The 23,132-nt window shown below is 39.6% G+C and carries 25 protein-coding genes; 10 read left to right on the top strand and 15 right to left on the bottom strand.

The window, feature by feature from the left end:
- Window positions 1-324: 324 nt before the first annotated feature.
- The 3 genes from CWB66_RS02930 to CWB66_RS02920 all read left to right on the top strand — a co-directional run bounded on the left by CWB66_RS02930 (window position 325) and on the right by CWB66_RS02920 (window position 3,707).
- Complete coding sequence (locus CWB66_RS02930) at window positions 325-1,365, top strand: hypothetical protein (protein WP_138584283.1); 1,041 nt, start codon at window positions 325-327, stop codon at window positions 1,363-1,365.
- Window positions 1,366-1,629: 264 nt separating this feature from the next.
- Window positions 1,630-2,352 (top strand): response regulator, encoded by a 723-nt coding sequence (locus CWB66_RS02925; protein ID WP_077538116.1) that lies wholly within the window; start codon window positions 1,630-1,632, stop codon window positions 2,350-2,352.
- A gap of 80 nt (window positions 2,353-2,432) precedes the next feature.
- Window positions 2,433-3,707 carry an ATP-binding protein gene (locus tag CWB66_RS02920; RefSeq protein ID WP_138584282.1) on the top strand — a complete coding sequence of 425 codons (1,275 nt, stop codon included), beginning with the start codon at window positions 2,433-2,435 and terminating at the stop codon, window positions 3,705-3,707.
- 90 nt (window positions 3,708-3,797) lie between these two features.
- Here CWB66_RS02920 and CWB66_RS02915 read toward each other — a convergent pair whose 3' ends face one another.
- Complete coding sequence (locus tag CWB66_RS02915) at window positions 3,798-4,688, bottom strand: TIGR01777 family oxidoreductase (protein WP_077538114.1); 891 nt, start codon at window positions 4,686-4,688, stop codon at window positions 3,798-3,800.
- A 172-nt stretch (window positions 4,689-4,860) separates the two neighbouring features.
- Between CWB66_RS02915 and CWB66_RS02910 the strand changes: the two genes are divergently transcribed.
- Window positions 4,861-5,898, top strand: a complete 1,038-nt coding sequence (locus CWB66_RS02910) for an AI-2E family transporter (RefSeq protein WP_138584281.1) — start codon at window positions 4,861-4,863, stop codon at window positions 5,896-5,898.
- Between the two features lie 163 nt (window positions 5,899-6,061).
- Here CWB66_RS02910 and CWB66_RS02905 read toward each other — a convergent pair whose 3' ends face one another.
- From CWB66_RS02905 to CWB66_RS02885, 5 genes are all read right to left on the bottom strand, one after another.
- A complete protein-coding gene (locus tag CWB66_RS02905) occupies window positions 6,062-6,472 on the bottom strand; it encodes a hypothetical protein (RefSeq protein ID WP_138584280.1) in 411 nt (136 codons plus the stop codon).
- The gene (locus CWB66_RS02900) at window positions 6,459-7,796 is read right to left on the bottom strand and encodes an ATP-binding protein (protein ID WP_138584279.1); all 1,338 of its coding nucleotides are present in this window, start codon (window positions 7,794-7,796) and stop codon (window positions 6,459-6,461) included. Before CWB66_RS02900 ends, CWB66_RS02905 begins: the two co-directional genes overlap by 14 nt.
- Window positions 7,790-8,464: a response regulator transcription factor gene (locus tag CWB66_RS02895; protein ID WP_058548980.1), complete on the bottom strand. Its 675-nt coding sequence runs from the start codon at window positions 8,462-8,464 to the stop codon at window positions 7,790-7,792. Before CWB66_RS02895 ends, CWB66_RS02900 begins: the two co-directional genes overlap by 7 nt.
- A 3-nt stretch (window positions 8,465-8,467) precedes the next feature.
- The gene (locus CWB66_RS02890; protein WP_138584278.1) at window positions 8,468-8,725 is read right to left on the bottom strand and encodes a hypothetical protein; all 258 of its coding nucleotides are present in this window, start codon (window positions 8,723-8,725) and stop codon (window positions 8,468-8,470) included.
- A 160-nt stretch (window positions 8,726-8,885) separates the two neighbouring features.
- Window positions 8,886-9,188 carry a YciI family protein gene (locus tag CWB66_RS02885; protein WP_171037452.1) on the bottom strand — a complete coding sequence of 101 codons (303 nt, stop codon included), beginning with the start codon at window positions 9,186-9,188 and terminating at the stop codon, window positions 8,886-8,888.
- Window positions 9,189-9,377: 189 nt separating this feature from the next.
- On the opposite strand from CWB66_RS02885, the gene CWB66_RS02880 reads away from it, so the two are divergent.
- A complete protein-coding gene (locus tag CWB66_RS02880) occupies window positions 9,378-10,802 on the top strand; it encodes a sodium-dependent transporter (RefSeq protein WP_138584277.1) in 1,425 nt (474 codons plus the stop codon).
- Window positions 10,803-10,855: 53 nt separating this feature from the next.
- Here the strand turns inward: CWB66_RS02880 and CWB66_RS02875 are convergent, their stop codons facing one another.
- Window positions 10,856-11,497 carry a CPBP family intramembrane glutamic endopeptidase gene (locus tag CWB66_RS02875; RefSeq protein WP_138584276.1) on the bottom strand — a complete coding sequence of 214 codons (642 nt, stop codon included), beginning with the start codon at window positions 11,495-11,497 and terminating at the stop codon, window positions 10,856-10,858.
- 65 nt (window positions 11,498-11,562) lie between these two features.
- The gene (locus CWB66_RS02870; protein ID WP_138584275.1) at window positions 11,563-12,138 is read right to left on the bottom strand and encodes an inner membrane-spanning protein YciB; all 576 of its coding nucleotides are present in this window, start codon (window positions 12,136-12,138) and stop codon (window positions 11,563-11,565) included.
- A 191-nt stretch (window positions 12,139-12,329) separates the two neighbouring features.
- Here CWB66_RS02870 and CWB66_RS02865 point away from each other — a divergent pair, with 191 nt between their 5' ends.
- Complete coding sequence (locus CWB66_RS02865) at window positions 12,330-12,599, top strand: HU family DNA-binding protein (RefSeq protein ID WP_077538106.1); 270 nt, start codon at window positions 12,330-12,332, stop codon at window positions 12,597-12,599.
- A 46-nt stretch (window positions 12,600-12,645) separates the two neighbouring features.
- Here CWB66_RS02865 and CWB66_RS22925 read toward each other — a convergent pair whose 3' ends face one another.
- Window positions 12,646-12,780, bottom strand: a complete 135-nt coding sequence (locus tag CWB66_RS22925; protein WP_289508493.1) for a hypothetical protein — start codon at window positions 12,778-12,780, stop codon at window positions 12,646-12,648.
- Window positions 12,781-12,958: 178 nt separating this feature from the next.
- Between CWB66_RS22925 and CWB66_RS02860 the strand changes: the two genes are divergently transcribed.
- A complete protein-coding gene (locus CWB66_RS02860; protein ID WP_007582489.1) occupies window positions 12,959-13,537 on the top strand; it encodes a type 1 glutamine amidotransferase domain-containing protein in 579 nt (192 codons plus the stop codon).
- A gap of 64 nt (window positions 13,538-13,601) precedes the next feature.
- Here the strand turns inward: CWB66_RS02860 and trpA are convergent, their stop codons facing one another.
- Genes trpA through CWB66_RS02830 form a run of 6 tightly spaced genes read right to left on the bottom strand, consistent with a single transcriptional unit; the run spans window position 13,602 to window position 20,190 of the window.
- Complete coding sequence (trpA, locus tag CWB66_RS02855) at window positions 13,602-14,423, bottom strand: tryptophan synthase subunit alpha (RefSeq protein ID WP_138584274.1); 822 nt, start codon at window positions 14,421-14,423, stop codon at window positions 13,602-13,604.
- Window positions 14,420-15,604, bottom strand: a complete 1,185-nt coding sequence (gene trpB, locus CWB66_RS02850; RefSeq protein ID WP_138584273.1) for a tryptophan synthase subunit beta — start codon at window positions 15,602-15,604, stop codon at window positions 14,420-14,422. The genes trpA and trpB overlap by 4 nt, the downstream gene beginning before the upstream one ends.
- A gap of 7 nt (window positions 15,605-15,611) precedes the next feature.
- A complete protein-coding gene (trpCF, locus tag CWB66_RS02845) occupies window positions 15,612-16,976 on the bottom strand; it encodes a bifunctional indole-3-glycerol-phosphate synthase TrpC/phosphoribosylanthranilate isomerase TrpF (RefSeq protein WP_138584272.1) in 1,365 nt (454 codons plus the stop codon).
- Window positions 16,969-18,006, bottom strand: a complete 1,038-nt coding sequence (gene trpD / locus CWB66_RS02840; protein WP_138584271.1) for an anthranilate phosphoribosyltransferase — start codon at window positions 18,004-18,006, stop codon at window positions 16,969-16,971. Before trpD ends, trpCF begins: the two co-directional genes overlap by 8 nt.
- An 11-nt stretch (window positions 18,007-18,017) precedes the next feature.
- The gene (locus CWB66_RS02835; RefSeq protein WP_138584270.1) at window positions 18,018-18,620 is read right to left on the bottom strand and encodes an aminodeoxychorismate/anthranilate synthase component II; all 603 of its coding nucleotides are present in this window, start codon (window positions 18,618-18,620) and stop codon (window positions 18,018-18,020) included.
- A 1-nt stretch (window position 18,621) separates the two neighbouring features.
- The gene (locus CWB66_RS02830) at window positions 18,622-20,190 is read right to left on the bottom strand and encodes an anthranilate synthase component 1 (RefSeq protein ID WP_138584269.1); all 1,569 of its coding nucleotides are present in this window, start codon (window positions 20,188-20,190) and stop codon (window positions 18,622-18,624) included.
- Between the two features lie 464 nt (window positions 20,191-20,654).
- Between CWB66_RS02830 and rnm the strand changes: the two genes are divergently transcribed.
- The 3 genes from rnm to CWB66_RS02815 are packed head-to-tail and all read left to right on the top strand — an operon-like array spanning window position 20,655 to window position 22,968.
- Window positions 20,655-21,509: an RNase RNM gene (gene rnm / locus CWB66_RS02825; RefSeq protein ID WP_077538099.1), complete on the top strand. Its 855-nt coding sequence runs from the start codon at window positions 20,655-20,657 to the stop codon at window positions 21,507-21,509.
- Window positions 21,506-22,129, top strand: a complete 624-nt coding sequence (locus CWB66_RS02820; protein WP_077538098.1) for an L-threonylcarbamoyladenylate synthase — start codon at window positions 21,506-21,508, stop codon at window positions 22,127-22,129. The genes rnm and CWB66_RS02820 overlap by 4 nt, the downstream gene beginning before the upstream one ends.
- A gap of 2 nt (window positions 22,130-22,131) precedes the next feature.
- Entirely contained in the window at window positions 22,132-22,968 is an 837-nt protein-coding gene (locus CWB66_RS02815) for a segregation and condensation protein A (protein WP_077538097.1), read from the top strand.
- The last annotated feature ends 164 nt before the right edge of the window (window positions 22,969-23,132 follow it).

Here is a 23,132-nt window from a genome sequence, read left to right as displayed (position 1 = left end):
GGTATGTAATATATCCTGATTTACATATCTGAAAGTCAGCAAAAGATGGACGCTTTGCTCGGGTTTGATTTATTCTTACAAGGATGTAATTCATTAGAGTAACGCAGGAGCAGTTACCGAGCCCACTAGGTTACAAACCTCGCGTCGCGATTAAAGCGGCCCTAGATAGAACAAATTTTAATCCTAAAAGGTCAACAATCCTTAAATTAATCGTTCTAACTCTGTTTGTAATGATTTTACATACATTCGCACGACAAACTCTCACTATTGTATGTGTAACCTTATATTTATACTGGCCCCACTTAAAGATAAACGGGCAGTATTATGAACAAATTAACTATTATGGCATTAACCGTCGCGACGACACTTTTATTGCAAGGGTGCGGAAGTAACTCAAAAAAAGTGACAACGCCTGTGGTACCAGTAAAAACAACGACCCCTACCAATCCGACTTCACCTGTTGCAGTACACGCGATCCAGCCAGAAAATGTGTCTAAATATGTCGAAACATTTAAGCAAAATCAAGCTGAGTTAGAGCTACAAATTGAAGGTGTTAAGTTTGACATCAGCCTTGTAGATATTTATACCGACGACAACATAATTGCGGCTAAGTATAAAGATGGCTATTTGATGATAGGGTTTAACTTTGATAAAGAAGAGCCTGTCAACTCACTAACTGTACTGGAGAGTGATTTATCTTTTGAGCAAGCAATCGCAAACCCTGCTCGTGCATTAGATAGTACTTCTATTGATATTCAAGAGGACGGCGATAACGTCATTTACAGTGGAACAGTGACTGATCGTAAAACCAAAGGAATATTTAATGTTCGCTTAGTGTTTAATGAATCTCTTGTTAGTGGCGGTAGCAGCACTATTGAAGTTGCAGGAACAAAGGCCACCGTTAATGGTGATTTAGGGACTAACACCTATATACAAATGAGTGATTTAATTAATAACAACCCAGCGGTTGATACATTAATACTGCAGCAGATCAGCGGTTCGGTTAATGATGAAATTAATATGCATACAGGCCGATTAGTCCGTAATGCGCAATTAACCACTATGGTAGAAAGTGACTCTGCAATATATTCAGGTGGAGTTGATTTATTCGCATCAGGTGCAAAACGCGTATACACCCAAGGTGCTAAAGTAGGCGTTCATTCGTGGTGTTGTGTTAATGGTGTAACGGCTGATAAGTTAGGTCGAGACCATGCTGGTCACGGAGCGCAATTGACGTATTTTCGCGAAATGCTAGGCGCTGAGTTAGGACCTGAGTTCTACTTTTTTACTATTGAAGCTGCACCGTTTGATGGCGCACACGAAATGACAAAAGCGGAGTTAGATAAATACTTGCTACAACCATAAACTCAAGTGAGTAAGCAAAGAGGCATCTGAATGTATTAATTTTTCAGTAATGTTTCGGGGCGGCTTTATCTAATTGGACTCAGCGCCCCTAAAACTTACTTAGCAGCGTATGTTTAGCTTTTGTGTGGTATCGACTTTGTATAGGAAAGAACGATACGGCTACAAATTTAACCTTAAAAGATAAACATGCCCTAATAATGTCTCTTTTTTATTTGTCTGTTATATTGATGCTTATGTTTTACTTGAATAACCTATCTTTATAAAATGTTAAATAATCAGAGTATTCTGTTGGTCGAAGATGACGAAAAGCTCGCATCTTTATTACAAGATTACCTTTCAAATTTTAATTTTGATGTTTACGTCGTTAATTCGGGATTAAGTGCTGTTGAAAAAATATTACACACATCACCAACCTTGGTTATTCTTGATTTAATGTTACCTGGTATTGACGGTTTAGCTGTGTGTCGTGAGGTAAGAAGCCAATATTCAGGACAGATTTTAATGTTAACTGCCAGTGGTGACGATATGGACCAAGTGGCAGCATTGGAAATAGGAGCAGATGACTTTGTTCAAAAACCGATTCAACCTAGAGTGTTACTCGCTAGAATTAAGAATCTGTTACGAAGGAGTCAAAGCATTGAGAACCCTAAACAGATTGAAACTACTCAAAGCACAAGCAAAGAGAAAGTTTTTGGTGCGTTATGGCTAAATAATTCGTTGCAACGTTGTAAGTTAGCGGATGAGCTGGTGCCTTTAACGCCTTCTGAGTTTTCGCTGCTTTGGCAACTTGCGCAGCATGCAGAGCAAGTATTAAGCAGAGAAGAGTTGTTGAAATCGCTTAGAAGTGTTGAATACGATGGTTTAGATAGATCCATAGATAATAAAATAGCTCAAATACGAAAAAAGCTAAAAGACGATGCTAACCGACCACAAGGTTTAATTACCGTGCGAGGTAAAGGTTATATGTTTGTTCCTGATTTTTGGTAAGTTGTATCTATAAAATCGCGTACATTACACATTCCTGATTTAGGTTACGCTCTCATTTATATTTCAGGAAATTAGATTACATGACACGATTATTTGTTTCTTTATATTTAGGTCTTTTAAGCGCAATTTTTGTATTTTTTATTATCGCGCATTTAATTAATACGTATCTTTATGTTGATGTTGAAAACATTATCAGAGCCGAAAATTTCATCTCGGAAGTTGCGCTACTTGAAGAGTTAGATGCACATATAACACCGCAAAGGCGTCAAATCTTATTAGATAAGATTGCAGAACATAATCAAAGTATTATCACTGCCGTTGAGTTAGATACTATCCCAGAACATATTCAATTGGCGCTTCAAAGTCAGCAAGCTTGGTTTGATGATGAAGAGTTTGATTACTTTAAGGCGTTTACACCTGTGCGCTATTTTCAAGTAAAAGAAAACATTAATCACACGTTATTGCAAATTGATGAAAAGGTTAGTGATATTACTTTATTGACCTTAGTCAGTTTAATTGCTTTAAGCTGTTTTACTTGGCTGTTTGGTTTACACCAAAAATTAAAAAAAATAGAGTCTACATTAGTTAATATTAGTCAGGGCGATTTGTCAGCAAGGGCGCCAACCAAAAGGCGCTTTCAGGTTGGGCGTGTTAATACTTGTTTAAATGAAATGGCAGATCAAATGCAAAAAATTCTAGGCAGCCATAAGCAGTTAACTCATGTTATAGCACACGAGTTCCGTTCACCACTTTTTCGTATGCAAATGATTTTAGAGATGCTGTTAACCGCTAAAAGCGAAAATAATACGGTACATATAAAGGCATTAGAAGATGAAATATTTGCTTTAGAGGATTTAGTTGATGAGCTATTAAGTTACGCGAAAATGGAGCGTGCGGAGCTTAAATTACAATTAGAAGAAACTCCGATTGGAGCGTATTTGCAGGGACTGCATGAGAAACTTTTAATTGAATGTAAACATCACTTGAAGTTGACTCATAACACTGCTCCAACATTTAATGCATTGATAGATAATACTTTGATTGAACGCTGCATCACAAATCTTGTGAAAAATGCAGACAAGTATGGGGGAACTAAAATTTATCTCTCGGCGAGTGTAGCTAAAAATACACTTTTATTTTGTGTTGAAGATAATGGTGAAGGTATTGATATTGAATATCGTTCTAGTATTTTTCAGCCTTTTCATCAGCTTACTAATAAAGACAAGAGCTTAGGTTTTGGCCTAGGATTGGCTATTGTTAACGAAATTATGATTTTACACAGCGGACAAGTGACCGTGACGGATAGTGAGTACGGAGGATCTAAATTTACTTTGGTACTCCCGATAAAAATTTAAGGTTTACCGAATTAAATTCACGGGTTAAACGCTCATATGGGCAAAATAATTATTCACCCATATCATCAGTTTTGAAGTGTTTTATGCCAGCTAAACCAAACTCTCTAAAGCTGATTTGATATCGGGATAGTGAAAACGATAGTCATTCGCGAGTGTCTTATGAGGGACAACAAATTGTCCTGTTGTTAGCAAATCTGACATTTCACCCATTAGTAACTTCAACGCAATGCTTGGCATAGGGATGAACGCGGGTCGCGATAACGCATCACCTAAGCTTTTACTAAATTCAGAATTACTGACTGGATTAGGAGCAGTGGCGTTTATCGGACCTGATAGTTCAGGATGGCTGATAATAAAAAGTATCAGCTGAGTCATATCGTCAATATGTATCCAAGACATACCTTGATCGCCGCTTCCAATTGGACCACCCAAACACAGCTTAAAAGCGGGTAACATTTTGCTTAATGCACCGCCATCTTTAGCTAGTACGATACCAGTGCGTAATAAACAGACCCTCGTGAGTTCTGATTGTGCCAGCAGTGCGGCTTCTTCCCAATCTTTACAAAGTTGATGACTGAATTCTGGGTGTGGATTGTCAAAATTTTCATCGATAAGGGTACACTTTTGTCGACCATAAAAGCCCACAGCACTGCCTGATATAAACGTATGTGGGGGAGTACTACATACTTGAATAGCAGCACTAATTTGTTGTGTGATAACAATACGGCTGTCGCGTATTATTTGCTTTTGTTTGTCGCTCCAACGTTTATTAACTATGGGTTCTCCCGCTAGATTAATTACAATATCAACGCCATTAAAATCCACAGAGCTGATATTCTTTACGGCCTTAACACTATTGCCCAATAGTGCGCTTGCTTTAGCAGGGTTACGGCTAAGTACTGTAACAGTATTGTCATCAAGTAACAAAGGGCATAAATGCTGCCCAATTAGCCCCGTCGCGCCAGTGATAAATATATGCATTATTGATCCTTATAATTAAGGTGATAGCAAGTGGTTAAAACATATACTCGCTAGTAAGCCGTTTTGCAAATTTATACGTTCAGCAAGCTTTTATGATCACTTGGTAATTATTTCATTTTATTGGCATTTGCCTTACACTGGGGCAAAATATTTTATAAAAAGGATTAATGAGTTGGCAGGTTTAACTGGGGTAAATAAAAGTCTAATCGTTTTTGCTGCATTAGTGGTTGTGCTCGCAGGTATAAAAGCAGCGAGTGTAATTATTATTCCCTTTATTTTAGCGGCGTTTATTGCCATCGTTTGTAATCCATTTATCAAGTTTTTTGCTCGCTATAAAATCCCTAAAGGGATTGCTGTTGTTTTGGTTGTGCTCATTATTGTTGGCTTAGGTGTAAGCCTTGGTGGGCTTGTTGGCCAGTCTATAAACGATTTTTCGCAGCAGCTCCCAGAATATAAAGTACAGCTTAAAGAAGAATTTGTTTGGTTGGTTGACTTAGCATCCAAGTACAACATACTGATCAATAAAGAGCAGCTGATCAATATGTTTGATCCTGGAAAAATGGTTGATGTCGCCACTAATATGCTCACCGGATTAGGTGGGGTTATGGCTAATATGTTTTTAATCATTTTAACGGTTGTTTTTATGCTATTTGAAGGGCCAATGTTAAGCCGAAAAATACATATGGCACTGGATGATCCCGATCGTAAAATGAAGCAAATAGATCGTTTTTTAGAATCTATAAATTCATATTTAGCGATTAAAACCTTAGTGAGTTTAGCCACCGGTATTATTGCCGCATTCTACTTATGGATATTGGATGTGGATTACTTTGTGTTATGGGGCGTATTGGCTTTTATGTTCAATTACATTCCTAATATTGGTTCAATTATTGCGGCTGTGCCCGCTATCTTATTAGCGCTTGTGACTCAAGGTCCCTTGGTTGCGGGGCTTGTGGCTGCAGGTTACTTAACTATTAATACGGTGATGGGTAATATTGTAGAGCCTAAGTTTTTAGGTAAGGGGCTTGGCCTTTCTACACTCGTCGTATTTTTATCCTTGATATTTTGGGGGTGGTTACTTGGCACTGTGGGTATGCTTTTATCAGTGCCACTAACTATGATAGTAAAAATAGGCCTAGAAGCCAGCGCAGAAGGTAGGTGGGTTGCCACTTTACTTGGCAGCGGCGAAGATGATGTTGCCAAAAACTAATTGATGGCTTTAACTACCAAGCGATGTAAATACTAGCGCAAGGTAGTTAAATGTTAAGTTATTGATGTTTAGATATAAAAGTCGCTCAACAAACGATTAAATTGACGCGATACCTGACTCGGTTGGTATTAGTCTACATTTGAGCGCTCTATAATTGTTATTTTTACAGTGCTGCTTTTAATACGTTGGTAAATTGATTGATTAATGTAATTTCGCAGAGTTTATAGTTAATTGCAGCTTGCGTTGCATTAGGTGACTGTAGCATGTAACGCAACTGACAACTGCTATCAGTGTACTTTTCATGATCAGTTATGCTGCGGTTAAATAAAAGAGATACTTGCGTATTACCTGTTTCTTCTTCTATTTTAGATAGCTCATATTGTCGCTTCATTATCCAGGTATTTTGCACTTGTTTTGCCTTTACAATCACGGTATCAAGGCATTGAATATAGCGTTTGGTTGTTTCAAGGTTTGCTTTAGCTGGTAAATTACACTCATCACCAGCAAAGCTTAATGGACTCATACCCAACAGAAGTAGCCAAAGTGAATTAAATAAATACTTATTTTTTGTCATTATAATTAAACTCTAAAATAAATTGAGCGCCGCCAAGGTTATCAGCTTCGGTAATAGTAAGTGTACCATGGTACGACTTAACTAAATCAGACACGATTGCCATACCAACACCATGCCCGCTTTCGTATGTATCGAGACGTGTACCACGAGTGAGTAAAGCCTCGCGTTTATCCTCTGGCACACCAGGGCCGTCATCGCTAATTGCAATACGTAATGTTTTACTTTGAACAACTTGTATTTCTACTTGTGAACGACACGCTTTACAGGCGTTATCGATTAAATTGCCAAGTAATTCCATTAAGTCTGTTTGATCGCCTAAAAAGTAATCCTTTTCAGTGACTGTACAATTAAAAATAATATCTTTATCGCGATACACTTTCGCCATTGCACTTAAAATTGAATCAAGTATGGGCTTAACCGGTGTTTGTTTTTTCCATGTATCGGAGGCCCCAGTGGCTGCTCGCTTTAACTGATGTTCGATCATCACATTAATACGGTCAAGTTGCTCTTGAGCATCGGCGTCGTTTGCAAGTGGGCTTGATTTTAAAACCGCAAGGGGAGTTTTCAGCGCATGAGCAAGATCGCTCAGTGACGCTCTATAACGTTCTTTTTGGCGTTGCTGCGACTCAAGGAGTAAATTTAGGTCAGCTTTGATTGTTTGTAACTCTACTGGATAAAGGCCTTTAATTTCCTGAATATCGCCAGATTCAATCGCTTTTATTTCTTTATCCAGACGTTGCAATGGGCGAGCGCTCCAGATAAAACCAACAGCCATGAGTCCTGCAATGGCAATCCCCATAATAAACATCCACTCTACAAGTGTTTGCTTAAAGCCGTCCATTAAACGTAGCAGGGCATCGTTACGCTTTAGTAGTATAAAGCGAGCTTGCTCTGATTGATCTATGTTGTTCAAAATAACAGTTAGGCTAAGTTGCCAGTACGCTGTATTTTTGTGTTTCACCAGTCTAAAGTCGGCAGCTCCCGCTTTTGTTTCGATTGTTTGAGGAGAAAAACTAACATTTACGGCTGACTCAGAATGCCAAATAGGCTCATCGTCACGGTAGATCATTGCGTAAGTATCAGAGTTTAATCGGTTCAATTCAGGCGCTAAAATCGTACTTGGCATAATAATGCCGTGTTCAGTAAAGTCGACTTCAGATATAAGCGAGTAGAGCTGTGCTTCGAGGGTTTTTTCTGTCGCATCAACAAGTGAAGCATAATACGCTTTGCCAATTGAATAAAACAGGATTGGGAGTGCGACTAATAAAACAAAGACAAGGATAAATCCTTGCCTTATTTTTAACGATATTTGCGGTATTACCACTGACTTTTAAGCCTGTAGCCGCGCCCACGCAGAGTTTCTACAGGGTTTAATGTGCCTTCAGGGTCAAGTTTTTTACGTAAGCGTAATACAAATACTTCGATTACGTTTGAATCAAGGTCAAAATCTTGGTCGTAAATATGCTCAGTAAGCTCTGATTTAGAAATTACTTTTTGTGGATTTACCATCAAGTACTCAAGTACTTTGTATTCGTATGCTGTAAGACTAAGCTCTTTATCATCAACCCAAACCTGCTGAGAGCGGGTGTGTATTTTAATTGGGCCAGCAGTCATTTCTGGGTTTGCTTTGCCAGCACTGCGACGAATAAGTGCGTTACAGCGTGCGATTAATTCTTCTACATGAAACGGCTTTGTGAGGTAATCATCTGCACCTGCATCTAAACCTTCAACTTTGTCTTGCCAACGATCACGCGCGGTTAAGATTAAAATAGGGATAGTGATCCCCTGTGCACGCGCCTTATTAATGAGTTCTATACCATCTATTTTTGGTAAGCCTAAATCAACCACAGCCATATCCAGCGGGTATTCTGTAATATGGAAAAGACCCGCTTCGCCATCGTGGCATAAATCCACGCTGTAACGCTCTTTTTCTAATGCATTACGTAGGTTATCTGCTAAATGTAAATCATCTTCTATAACTAAAATTCGCATTTGTTAATCCTTTTTCACTTCGCCGGTTTTTTTATTAATATGTAAATCAACGACGTGGCCGTCAGATTTGAGTATTCGTACGGTATAAAAATCTGTTTTTTCGGTGATTTTTAAGGTCTTACCATCTATAGTTTGCTTTGCAAGTATTACGGCTTTCTTTTTGTCCACCTCAGCATGAGATGTTTGCTCGGCCGTTGTTGCTTGGGCAAAGTTGGAAACACTCGCACTAGCAATAAAACAAAGGCTTAATAATACGCGCATAATAGAAAACTCCTAGACCAGACCCACTTAGTTTAATTAAGTAAGTTACTAAAATTCAAGTAAAAACGTTAAATTCGTTTTTATCATAGTAATTTTAATTACAACCCTGTGAACAAACCCTGAATTAGCCTGCAATACTCGCTTACAGGGCAAATACACCTTAAGCAGGAAACACTTTTTTAAATGGTTTAACAACCGTGTTTTCATATACGCCGGCAGCAATATACGGATCAGCTGTAGCCCACTCTCGCGCCGCTTCAAGCGAATCAAACTCGGCAACGACTAAAGAACCGGTAAAACCTGCCTCTTGAGGATCGTCACTGTCCACTGCTGGAAGTGGACCTGCAGTAAATAAACGATTTTGCGCGTCAAGCTTACTTAGGCGTTCTAAATGTGCTGGGCGTGCAGCTTTTCTTAACTCTAAGCTGTTTTCAACGTCAGTTGAGTGAATCATGTACAACATAAGGAGTCTCATTAAATTTGTTAAATTTGATTAATCGAATACTACCACAGCGTTGAAAATTGGTGAATTAAAAGCGTATTTACGCATGTTTACACTTGGATTTTATTTTTACGCTGTAATTGCTTGAAAATCGCTGTGTAACACTGGTAGAGTCGCTGGAATATACAAAATAATAAAAAGGTTTCATGTATGAGCGATAATAGAGAGCGATTTAGCTCCCGTCTCGGATTTATTTTAGCGGCGGCAGGTTCTGCTGTTGGTATTGGTAATTTAGTAGGTTTTCCTGTCTCTGCTACCAAAAATGGTGGTGGCGCATTTTTATTAATTTATGCTTTATTTGTCGTATTCATTTGCTTACCTGTCATGATGGCTGAAATGGCAATGGGTCGAAATGCTCAAAAAGATCCTCTTGGATCGTACAAGTTGTTAGCAAATAACGATAAAAAATGGAAGTTTGCAGGCTTTTTAGCTGTACTTACGCCATTTATGATTGCTGTATTTTACATGGTAATTACAGTGTGGATTTTTGGCTACTTAATGCAAACAGGTCTGGGGAATTTAGATTTACTCGCTGAACCTAGTCATTTTGGTGTTTTTATTAATAGCTACACTGTTTTTGGTTATATGGCGGTGGTGGTTGTTATTGTTAACTTAATTTTATTAGGGGGTGTTAAGCAAGGCATAGAAAAAGCCGCTAAATTTCTGATGCCAGCGCTTCTAGTCATGCTGCTTGCTTTGGTTATCTATGTATTAACACTTGATAATGCAATGGCGGGTGTTAAATATTATATTATCCCTGATTTTTCTAAAATGAGTGCAAGCGTTCTTAATGGGGCGTTAAGCCAGGCATTTTTCTCGCTGTCGTTAGGTATGGGTATATTAATGACTTACGCGTCGTACATCTCTAAAAAGGATGACATTGTAAGTAGTGCAAAAATGGTAGCAATTACTGACTCGTTAGTCGCATTTGTCGCAGGTCTTATGGTGTTACCGGCTATATTTAGTTTTGATCCAAACACAGACCCAACAGCACTTTCTGACTCGTCAGTGTCGATGATTTTTGTGTATTTGCCGAAAATATTATTAGCACTGCAAAATGATATTGGATACGTAGGTGCATCAGTTGTCGCGTTTTCGTTCTTCTTGTTGGTATTTTTTGCTGCAATTACATCATTGGTATCTATTGTTGAAGTACCCACAGCCACATTAAGCGATCGCAAAGGGATTAGTCGTAAAAAAGCACTAGGTATTTTAACACTTACAACTGGCGTGCTCACTATTTTATGTACTATGTCGTTTGGTATGATTGACAGCCTTACCTCGTTTACCAGTTATGGCGGTGTAAATAAGAGCTTTTTTGATATTATTGTTGATGTATTTTACGACACAATTTTACCGCTTAATGGCTTAATGGTGTGTTTGTTTGTAATGTACCGCTGGAAAAAAGCACGTTTGACACAAGAACTAAGCTTAGGTTCGCCTAATTATGCTGGTAGCTTAATGGAAAAATACGTTAACTTTTCGCTTTCAACATTTATTCCAATCATATTAGCTGTGATATTTATAAATACAGTCGCGACTAAGTTTTTTGATTTAAAAATATTTGGCTTTTAAATATAGCCCCAATTATATAAGCCGCACTTGCTGCGGCTTTTTTGTGTGTAATTTTAATTAAATGCGCCTGAGTCGAGGTAGCTGCCAATCCCGAGCGTAAACATCCACAGCCCCCATAAGCTATGCTCAATAACGCACACAAAGGTTGATCGGCTTTGTGCATAAGTAAATGCAAACAGTAACCCGCCTAAAAAGGCTAAAGCTACGGCAATCCAATTGGCATACACAATATGCGCCAACGCAAATACACTCGCACTAACTACAATACGCACTGCTTTTTTTGGCATGATGCGTTTATAGCGATGAAAAAAGTACGTTCTAAATATTAATTCTTGGGGAATAACCGATAGTATTGGATAGAGTAATAACAATAAAAGCCAATCATTGAAAGAATTACGGGGAAGGGTAAACCAGTTGCCCTGATGAATAATCCCGTAAAACATACCCGAGAACAGCGCACCTAAAAAAAAGAAGCTAAATAGGCGTCTTTTAACAGCAGAAAATTGCCCAAGGCTTGTGAGTCTAAACCGTTTAAAATGGGGATCGCCCAGTAGCAACATACAACATACACTCATCAAAATAATAAGCGCAGGAATAAGCCAGTTAGCTAAATAGTCACGTAAGCTAAAGCCCAGCAAGGGCAGTAAAATAAAAATGAGGGTAAATTCAAACCAGCGGTATTGATTGGCGTTCAAGGTCGTCTCAGGTTGTTTTTTTAATAAGCTATCAAGCTAAGACGACACTTTTATGACGAGGGGGCTTACTTTGCAGGCTCTTCTTCATCAGGGAAGTATTTATATAAGGCGATAATAGTGGCAAAAATGCTTACAAAAGTAATACCCATTAAACCAAACACTTTAAAGTTAACCCAAAAGTCGAGCGAAAAATTATACGCAATATAAATGTTTAGTACCGCTATACCAGCAGTTATAGCAACCCACATTAGGTTAAGCTTATCCCATAACGGTTCTGGGACTACAATGGCTTGTTTTGTATCATTAGCGTTTTCGAGGATTGAGCTAAGCGCTTTTTTAACGAGATTTTTATTAAGTACATAACGGCTAACAAGTAACGTTAAACTTAAACCTGCGTATATGAGTGTTGCTTTCCATTTAATGTATTGCTCATCATGAAGTACCAGCGTTAACGTACCAAACACGGCAGCAATGCCAAAAAATATCCACTGACGAGTAGGCACAGTTCCATGTTTAAAGTAGCTGTAAGCAACTTGAATGAGCGTGGTTGCCATTAATAAACCAGTCGCCCAGTAAATATCGACTAGCTTAAAAACGGCAAAAAACAGTATGAGTGGAATGTATTCAATTAATGCGTGCATAGTCTACCTAAATTATACAAAAAAGAGTCAAAGGCTTTTTACCACATAAAGCTTAGCAACTACAAGGTTGACTTGTTGCCCTGTAAGCCTTAGCCTGCGTGGTTTTATTGCCAATTTGGTTTGGTATTTTTTATATCATCATATTCCCACGCTTAACCAACACTGATTTGGCGTGTATTTAGGAGCCTAAAATGAATAAAGCAGAACTCGTTGCTGCCATTGCACACAAAAGTGAATTAACAAAAAAAGATGCTCAAGCGGCACTTTCAAGCTTGCAAAAAGTAATTACTAAATCACTTTCTGAAGGTGATCAGGTTCAAATTAATGGCTTTGGTACGTTTGCACTAAGTTATTACCCAGCACGTACTGGGCGTAACCCGCAAACAGGCGCAGCAATAGAAATTGAAGGCGCAAATAAAGCGGTTTTTAAACCGGCTAAAGCGTTAAAGGATCTACTTTAAATAGCATTATTTAGCTTGGTCGTTGATTGAGCTTTACTTGAAGTTATTAAACATAAAAATTATGGGCTTTGCCCGTCACGGCAACAAGTTGTGCGTCTACAAAAATAAACATAATGCCGAGCGTTAGTTGTAGGCGTTGAGCTTGCTCACGCGAGAAGCGAAGCTTCTCTATTTTAATCATCGAGCTTCAAAGCTGTGTTTGATCTATGTAGTTTTTTCATCCCTTCTAAATGATTTACATGGCATTATAAATCCTACTTAAATTAACTCCTTTATTTTCAATTGCTTGTTATCGGCACGCATCGTGCTTTTTAACTGTGTATTTTAAATATACCTTTTAAGAAAACAAGGAGATCTCAATGAGTACATTACAAACAAGCACACGTTTACAAGGCAAAAAAATTGCAATTTTAGCCACTGATGGGTTTGAGCAAAGTGAGCTTTTATCTCCACGCAGCGCATTACTTGATGCCGGTGCAAACATCGAAATAGTATCAATTAAAGAAGGTCAAATTACGGGCTGGGATGAAGACAAGTGGGGCGATAAAGTAACAGTAGATAAACTAGTTACAAACGCAGACCCTGCTGATTACGATGCGCTTATGCTCCCTGGTGGTTTATTTAACCCAGACAGCTTACGCCAAGATAAAGATGCTAAAGCTTTTATTGATGGTTTTTTTGGCGCAGAAAAAAATAAACCTGTTGCTGCTATCTGCCATGCACCGTGGTTACTAGCTGAAATTAATAAATTACGCGACCGCACTATTACCTCTTTTCCAAGTATTAAAAGTGATTTAATTAATGCCGGCGCTAATTGGGTTGACCAAGAAGTATGTGTAGATAAAGGTTTAGTAACTAGCCGAAGCCCCGCCGATTTAGAAGCATTTAATGCTAAGTTTATTGAAGAGATTTTAGAGGGTAAACACCAAGCTCACTAATTTTCTTTTTAAAAACAAAAAAGGGCATTTAAATGCCCTTTTTTAATGTGTAAATTTACACTTTTTATAATGCGGTCGCTGCTTTCATATCAGCTACAAATGCTTTTAGCTGAGCGGTCATTGTTGGTAAATCATTAAGGTTAGCTTCAATAATTTTAACCACCGCAGAGCCTGAAATAGCACCGGCTGCGCCTGCATTAAGTGCCGCTTTTACATCATCTGGTGTTGAAATACCAAACCCTAAAAGAGCAGGGGCTGCGTGGTATTCTTTTAGTTGAGTCACAATATTGCCCGCTGGCATTTGTGCTTTAGTGTCGGTACCGGTAACACCTGCGCGCGATAGTAAATACGTGTAACCACGACCGTAAGAGGCGCACTGTTTGAGTGTGTCGTCATCGGCATTTGGTGTTGCAATAAAAATTGGGTCTACACCGTTATCCATTGCTGACTTTCTGAACACTTTAGATTCATGTAGCGGTACATCCGCCACTAAAATTGAGTCTACGCCTACCGCTTTTGCATCTTTGTAAAATGCTTCTATACCGCGCTTAAACACAAGGTTTGAATACAGTAATAAACCAATTGGGATATCGGCATTATACTCTCGTATTTCTTTAATAATATCAAAGCAATCTTGTGTATTAATGTGCACATCGAGGGCGCGAATATTTGCTTTTTGTATTACTGGTCCATCTGCAATTGGGTCAGAAAAGGGAATACCAAGCTCAAGCGCATCAGCGCCGCCGTCAATTAGGCTTTTAATAATCGCAATACTTTGCGCTTTGCCTGGATCGCCAATTGTTACAAATGGTACAAATGCACCTTGTTTTTGCTCGTTAAGCGCTGTAAACATTTTGCCGTAACGATCCGTTTTTACTTGGCTCATAGCTGACCTCTTTCAGTTAGTACATTGTGAACGTGTGCTAAATCTTTATCGCCACGACCACTTAAATTAATCACGATAACACTTTCCTTGGTTTGCTCTTCTGCATACTTAAGTGCATAAGCAAGCGCATGGCTTGATTCAAGCGCCGGAATAATCCCTTCATTTTTAGCAAGTGATTGGAACGCATCTAGCGCTTCTGTATCTGTAATGCCAACGTATTGCGCACGACCAGTTTCGTGTAAAAATGCGTGCTGAGGACCAACCGCAGGGTAATCAAGACCTGCCGATACAGAGTAAGACTCTTCAATTTGGCCATCGTCATTTTGCATAATGTACGTATAAGTACCATGTAAAATACCTTTAGTACCTTTACAAATTGTTGCACCGTGCTCATTTGTATCAAGCCCTTTACCAGCAGGCTCAACACCAATTAATTTAACGCCTGGCTCGTCAATAAAGTCGGTAAACATACCAATCGCGTTTGAACCACCACCAACACAGGCAATAACAGCGTCAGGTAAACGACCTTCTGCTTTAAGTACTTGTTGCTTGGCTTCTTCACCAATAATTTTTTGATACTCACGTACAATTGTTGGGAATGGGTGAGGACCCGCAGCTGTACCTAGTAGGTAGTGCGCGTCTTGGTAGTTTGCTGACCAGTCACGCAACGCTTCGTTTACGGCATCTTTTAATGTGCCAGAACCCGCTGTAACAGGAATAACTTCTGCGCCCATTAACTTCATTCTAAATACGTTTGGTTGCTGACGCTCAACGTCTTTTGCGCCCATATAAATGCGACACTTTAAACCTAGTAATGCACACGCTAGCGCGGTTGCAACGCCGTGTTGACCGGCACCTGTTTCAGCAATAACTTGTTTTTTACCCATACGCTTAGTAAGTAACGCCTGACCAAGTACTTGGTTCGTTTTGTGTGCGCCGCCGTGTAATAAGTCTTCACGCTTTAGATACAGTTTTACTTTTGGGTTTTTAACTAAATTGCGCGTTAAAGTAAGTGGGGTAGGACGACCCGCATACTCGTTTAATAATTTACTTAGCTCTGCCTGAAACTCAGGATCTTTTTGTGCTTTGTTAAATTCATTTTCTAACTGCTTAAGCGCAGGGACAAGTAACTCGGGTACAAACATACCGCCAAACTCGCCAAAATAAGCTGGATTTTGCATTTTAACCTCAATAATTTCTGATGCTTGTAAAAGCATTATGTAATTTGTTAGGGCACTTTTTACCCGCAGATTCTTCAACGCCTGAGTTTAAATCAAGGCCTAAGGCACCTTTAAAAAGCGCATCTTTAATATTGTCTGGATTTAAGCCTCCAGCGAGCATAAACGGTGTGGTTGCATCATGAAGCACCGACCAATCAAATGCTTTACCAGTACCGCCAGCTTGTGTATCGCTGTGCGTATCGTAAAGGTGTCGGTCGACGCCATTTACAGGCGTTGGCAATGCATCTTTTATTGCTTGGGCTTTCCAAATTTCGCAATTAGTTGGTAACTGTGTACGCAACGTCGCAATGTAATCGTCACTTTCTTGGCCATGTAATTGAACTGCCGCTAATTTTAGCACACTTGCGTATTGAGCAACTTGCTCAATGGGGGTATCTACAAACACACCCACAAAATTAAGTGGGGCACTTTGACTTAGCTCTTTTGCGCAATCTAAATCAACATAACGTGGCGATTTAGGATGAAAAATTAAACCACCGTAAATAGCACCGTTTTGATATGCCGCTTGTGCATCTTGACTACGTGTTAAACCACATACTTTATTGTCACCTAAAATAACACGGCGACATGCTTGCTCTAAATCACGCTCGCCCATAAGTGAGCTGCCAATTAAAAAGCCATCACATAATGGGGCTAAACGTTTTACGTCTTGATAGGTGTAAATACCCGATTCCGAAATAACCACTTTATCTGCTGGAATAAGTTTGCGTAGCTTTTCGGTTGTCGCTAAATCGGTGCTTAAATCGCGTAAATCGCGGTTATTAATCCCAATAATTTGTGCATTAAGCGCAAGCGCACGGTGTACTTCTTCTTCATTACTTACTTCGGTTAATACCGACATATTAAGGGTATCTGCAACTGCGTGCAGTGCTTTATAGCTTTCGTCATCGAGTACTGAAAGCATCAGTAATATAGCGTCACCGCCATAAATACGCGCCATATATACTTGGTACTCATCTATAAAAAAGTCTTTACAGATGAGCGGTTGTTCTACTTGGCTGCGCACAAATTCAAGATAATCGAAACTGCCTTGAAAATATTTAGCATCAGTTAACACGCTCATGCAGGTAGCGTATTTTTTATAAACCGATGTGATTTCGGTTAAATCAAATGGCTCTCTAATTAACCCTTTTGAAGGCGATGCTTTTTTACACTCTAAAATAAACTGTGTGCCTGGGGCGGCTAATGCTTTATAAAAACTACGGCTTGTAGGCACTGCAAGATGCTTAAAGCTTTCAAGCGGGCGAGCAGCTTTACGCTCAATGAGTTCTAATTTTTTATCAGCAACAATTTTGTCTAATACATTAGCCATTACTTACCTCAATAATTGCATTTAGTGTGTTCATGGCTTGCCCTGAACTTAATAATGTTTGTACTTGCTTTGCCCCTTCTTTTAACGTTTCTGCTTTACCTGTTAGGTATAAAAGGGCAGCTACGTTAACCACAATGGCAGCATTATGTGCATCTGTGCCTTTGCCTTGTAAGATGGCAAGGCTAGCATTTGCGTTGTATTGTGGGCCTTCACCAGCGAGTTGTTCAAGTGAATAGTTTGCAAGGTCAAAGTCGCTTGGGTTTAGTGTGTACTGTGTAAGCTCGCCATTATTTAGCTCAACTACCGTTGTTGGGCCGTGTAGAGCTATTTCGTCAGTGCCCGAGCCGTGAACAATCATAGCGCGCTTTGTGCCAAGGGTTTTAAGTGTTTGTGCCATTGGCATACATAACGCTTCGTTGTACACACCTAACAATTGCACTTCAGGTGCTGCTGGGTTAGCAAGCGGGCCTAAAATATTAAAAATAGTGCGTGTTTTAAGCGCTGTACGCACGCCCATCGCATGGCGTACTCCACTGTGGTAGTGCGGTGCAAACAAAAAGGTAAAATTAGTTTGCTCAAGACATTTTGCTGCTTGCTCTGGGCTCATATCTATATTAATGCCCAGGGCTTTGAGTAAATCGGCTGAGCCTGAATTACTCGATACACTGCGATTACCATGTTTTACCATGTTAATACCGGCAGCTGCGGCAACAATGGCAGCCGTTGTACTTATATTAATTGTGTTTGAGCCATCGCCGCCAGTGCCACAGCTATCAGCAAGTTGCGTACTGCTGGTAGTAAAAGCAACAGCGTTTTCGCGCATTGAAGCTGCAGCACCTGCAATTTCGTCGCTTACTTCGCCTTTAATTTTAAGGCTTATTAGTAGGGCGGTTAGCTCAATCTCGCTCATGTTACCTTGCATTATTTCATCAAAAAGCGCTTTGGCGTCTGCGTAGCTTAATGATTGCCCAGTAATTAGTTGCTCAATAGCGTGTTGAACATTTATGGGTTGTTCTGGTTGTGTACTCATAATGTCCTCTTTTATTTAGCGCGTGTTAAGTAAGCGACACTTTGCTGAAGTAGCATTGCGCCGTTTGGCGTTAGTATTGATTCTGGATGAAACTGGTAACCCAATGCGTTGTCACCATGATGGTAAATAGCCATAGGGATATCTTCGTACTGGGCAATAACCTTTATATTATCAGGCACTTTTGTTGCCATTAATGAATGGTAACGTGCTACAGGCATTGTATTGCCCATGCCATCAAATACAGGATGTTTACCTAAATTAATAATTGAAGACTTACCATGTACGGTTTCACCCGCATGACCGATTACTCCGCCGTAGCTTTGGGTTAACGCTTGTTGGCCTAAACAAATGCCTAGCATTGGGAAGTGACCTTTAGAGAGCTCAATAAGCTCCATTAAACAGCCTGCATCGTTTGGTGTGCCAGGGCCTGGCGAAAGTACTAATAGTACTTGGCCTTGTTCTTGGCGCATTTTATTAAAAATAACCTCAGCGCTAATGTTGTTTCTGTAAACAACTAGTTCACAGCCAAGCATCGTCAGCTCATCAACTAGGTTGTACGTAAATGAGTCAAAATTATCTAAAAAATAGATTTTAATAGAGTTCGCTTTGCTCATTTTATACCGCCTTATACGTAGATTTTATGGCGGTGATAACCGCTTGTGCTTTAGCGCGAGTTTCGTTTGCTTCTGAAATAGGATCTGAGTCAAACACCACACCGGCACCTGCTTGCACGTAGGCTATGTTGTTTTTAACAAAAGCTGAGCGAATAACAATACAGCTATCCATTGCGCCATCACCGGTTAAGTAACCAACTGCGCCGCCATAACTGCCACGACGTTTACCTTCTGTTTGACGAACAAGCTCAGCAGCACGAACCTTTGGTGCACCAACAAGCGTGCCCATGTTCATACATGCTTGGTAAGCGTGCAGTGCATCAAGCTCGGGTTTTAGTGTGCCAACAACGCGTGACACTAAATGCATTACTTGTGAATAGCGGTCTACTTTTAATAGCTCTTTAGCAAAACGAGTACCTGCAACACTAATACGTGCTACGTCGTTACGGGCTAAATCGACAAGCATTAAATGCTCGGCGCGCTCTTTTTGATCGTTTCTAAGTTCAAGCTCAATGCGGCTGTCTAGGTCTGGGTTTATTTGCCCATTAGCAAATTTGCCACGTGGGCGAGTGCCAGCAATTGGGTATACTTCAACTTGCTGAGATTGCACTGTGTATTTAAGTGCTGATTCAGGCGATGCTCCAAATAAAGCAAAGTCTTCATCGCGCATATAAAACATATACGGACTTGGGTTTTGCTTTTTAAGCTGGCTATAAGCGTGCAGAGGATCAGGACAAGGTAGTGAAAATGTACGCGACGGCACTACCTGAAAAATATCACCATCTACAATATTCTTTTTAAGCTTAACCACTTGCTCGCAGTAAGTGTCATCGTCTATATCGACGCTTACCTCACATTCGCCACTTTGCATATCCGCACTAAATTCTGAAGCGTTATCGCACAGCGTATTTAATCGTTCTAATTCTTTACCTACTTCAAAGCAGTTAGCGTGTACGTCTGGGCCGTTAAATACATTACCAATGAGTTCGGTTGTTTGTTTTTGATGATCAATAACAACTAAGGTTTCTGCTAAATAAAATACGTAATCTGAGCAGGTGTTTTCGCCATCAGGTACATCACTCAACTGCTCAAAGTTTGCTACCATATCGTAGGCAAATACACCGCCTAAAAATAACGAAAATGGATTGTTAGTTGTGCTTTTAATACTGTTAATACACGTACGTAAAGCACTAAATGCGTTATCGGCAACGAGTTTACTTGCTTCGTCAGTATCGCCGCTTGTGTCTAAATAACACAGGGTAAGCGTTGCGCCGTCTAAAGTGGCATCACAGCTTTTAACATTTGCCTGCAAGTAGCTCAGTAGTTGTTGCCCATTATTAGATTGAGCAGTAATAGTGACTGTTTTACCTTGGCATACAATGCGCAGGGCACAGTCGACTAAAATTAAACTTTTTACACTGTCTTTAGAATCAATCTCAGCCGATTCAAGCAGTAGCGAGTTAGGCTTATTAAGTGCCGCGTATAATGCAAGAGGACTACTAATATAGTCGCGTACTTGCGTAATGCTTGTTACTTCGCCTGGTGTGGTAGTTATATGACTAAAAATCAAACCTCATTCCCTCAAAAAATTAAACCCCGCAATGCTTTAGCAATGCGGGGTTTGAATAACGATATCTAAATTACAAACAGATCATTACCGTCCCGCTATATCAGGCGCCACCACCAACGATGTGTAAGAGTAAGACCGTTATTCATGTTTTTCTGCCTCAAAATTTATTAAATATTTTTAACGTAAACGTTTCGTAAAATTTAGTTATAAAAAAACCCGCAAAGTTGCGGGTTTTGAATTTTTGCTAGACACGACAATTCATCACCCGAAAATTACGAGTGCCACCACCAAATAGTGTTTAAGTTTGAATTGATCATTATTGTTAATTCTAAATGTGTCTGAAAGTGGCTACAGTAAAACGTATCTTATGCTTTTGTGTCAAGTGTTTATTTAAAACAATTTAGTCAAAAAAGTTGTTATACTTATATAAACACGAGTAACCCTTAATTTTAAGCAGTTTTCTTTTGATAAAATACGATTTACATAGTCATACCACACATTCAGACGGGCGTTTAACGGTTGAAGAATTATTGCATCGCGCTGTTGATAAAAATATAGATGTGTTTGCTATTACCGATCACGACACTGTGGCGGCTATCAAGCCTGCGCAGCAATTTATTGAAGCAGAAAACTTACCGCTTTCATTAATAACGGGTACCGAAGTGTCTACCAAATGGGAAAGCTTCGAAATTCATATTGTAGGTTTAAATATTGATATTAATAATATTGACCTTACCTCTTTATTATCGGCTCAGCAGCAAAAGCGAGAAGAGCGTGCACTAGAAATTGGTGTTCGCCTTGCAAAAAATGGCTTTGATGGCATTTACGAACAAGCTAAAGAGCTGGCAAAAGACGCACAAATTACGCGAGCACATTTTGCACGCGCCCTCATTGAGCGCGGTGTAGCTAAAAATTTTCCAGGTGTTTTTAAAAAGTACTTAGGGCGTGGTAAAACAGGCTACGTGCCAAGTTGCTGGTGCACCATGCAAACCGCTATTGAAGCAATACATGCCGCTGGTGGTGTTGCTGTACTTGCGCACCCAAGTAGCTATCAAATGTCAAACAAGTGGCTACGCAAATTATTAGTAGAATTTAAAAGTGCAGGGGGGGACGCAATGGAAGTTGCGCAACCTCAACAAGCGCCAAGCGAGCGTCAGTTTTTAGGTGAACTCAGCCGTGAGTACGAACTACTTTGCTCGCAAGGATCTGATTTTCATTTTCCGACAAGCTATTTAGAGCTTGGTAAAAATTTATACCTACCAAAAGATTGCCAAGGTGTTTGGCAAGTTTGGGAAGGACAAGAAGGGGCATTAACATGAGTCAATTATTTCATATTCATCCTGATAACCCGCAACCAAGACTGATTAGTCAAGCCGTTGATATTATTAAACAAGGCGGCGTTGTTGTTTACCCAACAGATTCGGGCTACGCCATCGGTTGTAACATTGGTAATAAGCAAGCCAAAGAGCGCATAGAGCGTATTCGTGATATAGATAAAAACGATAATTTTACGCTAGTTTGCCGAGATTTGTCGGAGCTATCTACTTACGCACGTGTAGATAATCAGCTATTTAGATTAATAAAAAATAATACGCCAGGGCCATATACCTTTATTTTTAAAGGTACAAAAGAAGTCCCTAAACGTTTATTAAACGACAAGAAAAAAACCATTGGCATGCGTGTCATTGAACACCCAATTGCGTGTGCGTTGCTTGCCGAGCTTGGAGAGCCGCTAATGTCGTGTTCATTAATTTTACCAGGGCAACAGTTTACCGAATCAGATCCTGATGAAATTCTAGAGCGATTAGATAAACACGTTGATTTAATTATTCACGGTGGTTACTTAGCAGAGCAAGCGACTACAGTAATAGATTTATCAGAAGATGAAGTTAAAATATTACGTGTTGGTTGTGGTGATACAAGCCCGTTTGAGTTGTAAGAGTGAGCGAAAGTACAGCTGATACAAAAAATAGTGAAAAGCCAGTACAGCAAAAGCTACCACTGGCTTTTTTGCATGGTAAAGCGGTTGTAGATAAACCTGAAGATTTATACATTCCACCCGATGCGCTTGAAATTATATTAGAAACCTTTGAAGGCCCACTCGATTTACTGCTTTATTTAATTAAAAAGCATAAGCTTGATGTGCTCGAACTTTCTATATTTAGTATTACAGAGCAGTATGTAAGTTACGTTGAAATGATGACCGAGTTTCAGCTCGAACTTGCCGGTGAATATTTAGTTATGGCTGCGTTACTTGCACAAATTAAATCACGCTTATTACTCCCTGTGCACGAAGAGCTTGAAGAAGAGGAGGACCCTCGCGCTGAGCTTATTAAACGCTTGCAAGAATATGAGCTGTTTAAAAAAGCCGCCGAAAACCTCGATGACATCCCCCGTGTTGGCCGTGACATTTTTATAGCACATGCCGCGATGCCAATAAGTGAAGACACAAGCCGAAATCTCCCCGATATTGAACTTAAAGACTTAATGCTGGCGCTGAGCGATGTAATGGCGCGTGCTAAAACCTTTGAGCATCATCAAATTACTGCTGAAGTACTCTCAACCCGAGAGAGAATGAGCCAAATATTACAGCAACTATCGCAAGCAAACTCGGCAGTGGTATTTAATGCGCTTTTTACGCCAAATGAAGGGCGAAGTGGTGTAGTGGTTAGTTTTATAGCTATGCTTGAGCTTATTAAAGAAGGACTTGTTACCTGTTTGCAAGTAAGCCCTGAGAGCTTAATTTATGTCAGCTTGAGCGAGCAATCCACCCTATAAACTTATCAGTTTAATCTTCTCATACCAACCTGCATGAATATTTGAGCAATTTAACGAATTAAATTGCACTATTACGTCGTTAAAAATTTTTTATTTAGAACAACTAGATACAAAAATTTCTGCCTCGTCCTAGCGTAATTTTCTTAACGTTAAATAGACCCCAT

It is taken from the genome of Pseudoalteromonas sp. S558, from assembly GCF_005886635.1.
Taxonomy (GTDB): Bacteria; Pseudomonadota; Gammaproteobacteria; order Enterobacterales; family Alteromonadaceae; genus Pseudoalteromonas; species Pseudoalteromonas aliena.
Note: the sequence above shows the minus strand (reverse complement) of the source record. Positions and strands in the feature narration are given on the sequence as shown.

Excerpts from the sequence above, each read along its gene's own strand:
- CWB66_RS02930 (WP_138584283.1), top strand. The coding sequence starts at position 325 with ATGAACAAATTAACTATTATGGCATTAACCGTCGCGACGACACTTTTA.
- CWB66_RS02925 (WP_077538116.1), top strand. The coding sequence starts at position 1,630 with ATGTTAAATAATCAGAGTATTCTGTTGGTCGAAGATGACGAAAAGCTC.
- CWB66_RS02920 (WP_138584282.1), top strand. The coding sequence starts at position 2,433 with ATGACACGATTATTTGTTTCTTTATATTTAGGTCTTTTAAGCGCAATT.
- CWB66_RS02915 (WP_077538114.1), bottom strand. The coding sequence starts at position 4,688 with ATGCATATATTTATCACTGGCGCGACGGGGCTAATTGGGCAGCATTTA.
- CWB66_RS02905 (WP_138584280.1), bottom strand. The coding sequence starts at position 6,472 with ATGACAAAAAATAAGTATTTATTTAATTCACTTTGGCTACTTCTGTTG.
- CWB66_RS02895 (WP_058548980.1), bottom strand. The coding sequence starts at position 8,464 with ATGCGAATTTTAGTTATAGAAGATGATTTACATTTAGCAGATAACCTA.
- CWB66_RS02890 (WP_138584278.1), bottom strand. The coding sequence starts at position 8,725 with ATGCGCGTATTATTAAGCCTTTGTTTTATTGCTAGTGCGAGTGTTTCC.
- CWB66_RS02885 (WP_171037452.1), bottom strand. The coding sequence starts at position 9,188 with ATGTTGTACATGATTCACTCAACTGACGTTGAAAACAGCTTAGAGTTA.
- CWB66_RS02880 (WP_138584277.1), top strand. The coding sequence starts at position 9,378 with ATGAGCGATAATAGAGAGCGATTTAGCTCCCGTCTCGGATTTATTTTA.
- CWB66_RS02870 (WP_138584275.1), bottom strand. The coding sequence starts at position 12,138 with ATGCACGCATTAATTGAATACATTCCACTCATACTGTTTTTTGCCGTT.
- CWB66_RS02865 (WP_077538106.1), top strand. The coding sequence starts at position 12,330 with ATGAATAAAGCAGAACTCGTTGCTGCCATTGCACACAAAAGTGAATTA.
- CWB66_RS22925 (WP_289508493.1), bottom strand. The coding sequence starts at position 12,780 with ATGATTAAAATAGAGAAGCTTCGCTTCTCGCGTGAGCAAGCTCAACGC.
- CWB66_RS02860 (WP_007582489.1), top strand. The coding sequence starts at position 12,959 with ATGAGTACATTACAAACAAGCACACGTTTACAAGGCAAAAAAATTGCA.
- trpA (WP_138584274.1), bottom strand. The coding sequence starts at position 14,423 with ATGAGCCAAGTAAAAACGGATCGTTACGGCAAAATGTTTACAGCGCTT.
- trpB (WP_138584273.1), bottom strand. The coding sequence starts at position 15,604 with ATGCAAAATCCAGCTTATTTTGGCGAGTTTGGCGGTATGTTTGTACCC.
- trpCF (WP_138584272.1), bottom strand. The coding sequence starts at position 16,976 with ATGGCTAATGTATTAGACAAAATTGTTGCTGATAAAAAATTAGAACTC.
- trpD (WP_138584271.1), bottom strand. The coding sequence starts at position 18,006 with ATGAGTACACAACCAGAACAACCCATAAATGTTCAACACGCTATTGAG.
- CWB66_RS02835 (WP_138584270.1), bottom strand. The coding sequence starts at position 18,620 with ATGAGCAAAGCGAACTCTATTAAAATCTATTTTTTAGATAATTTTGAC.
- CWB66_RS02820 (WP_077538098.1), top strand. The coding sequence starts at position 21,506 with ATGAGTCAATTATTTCATATTCATCCTGATAACCCGCAACCAAGACTG.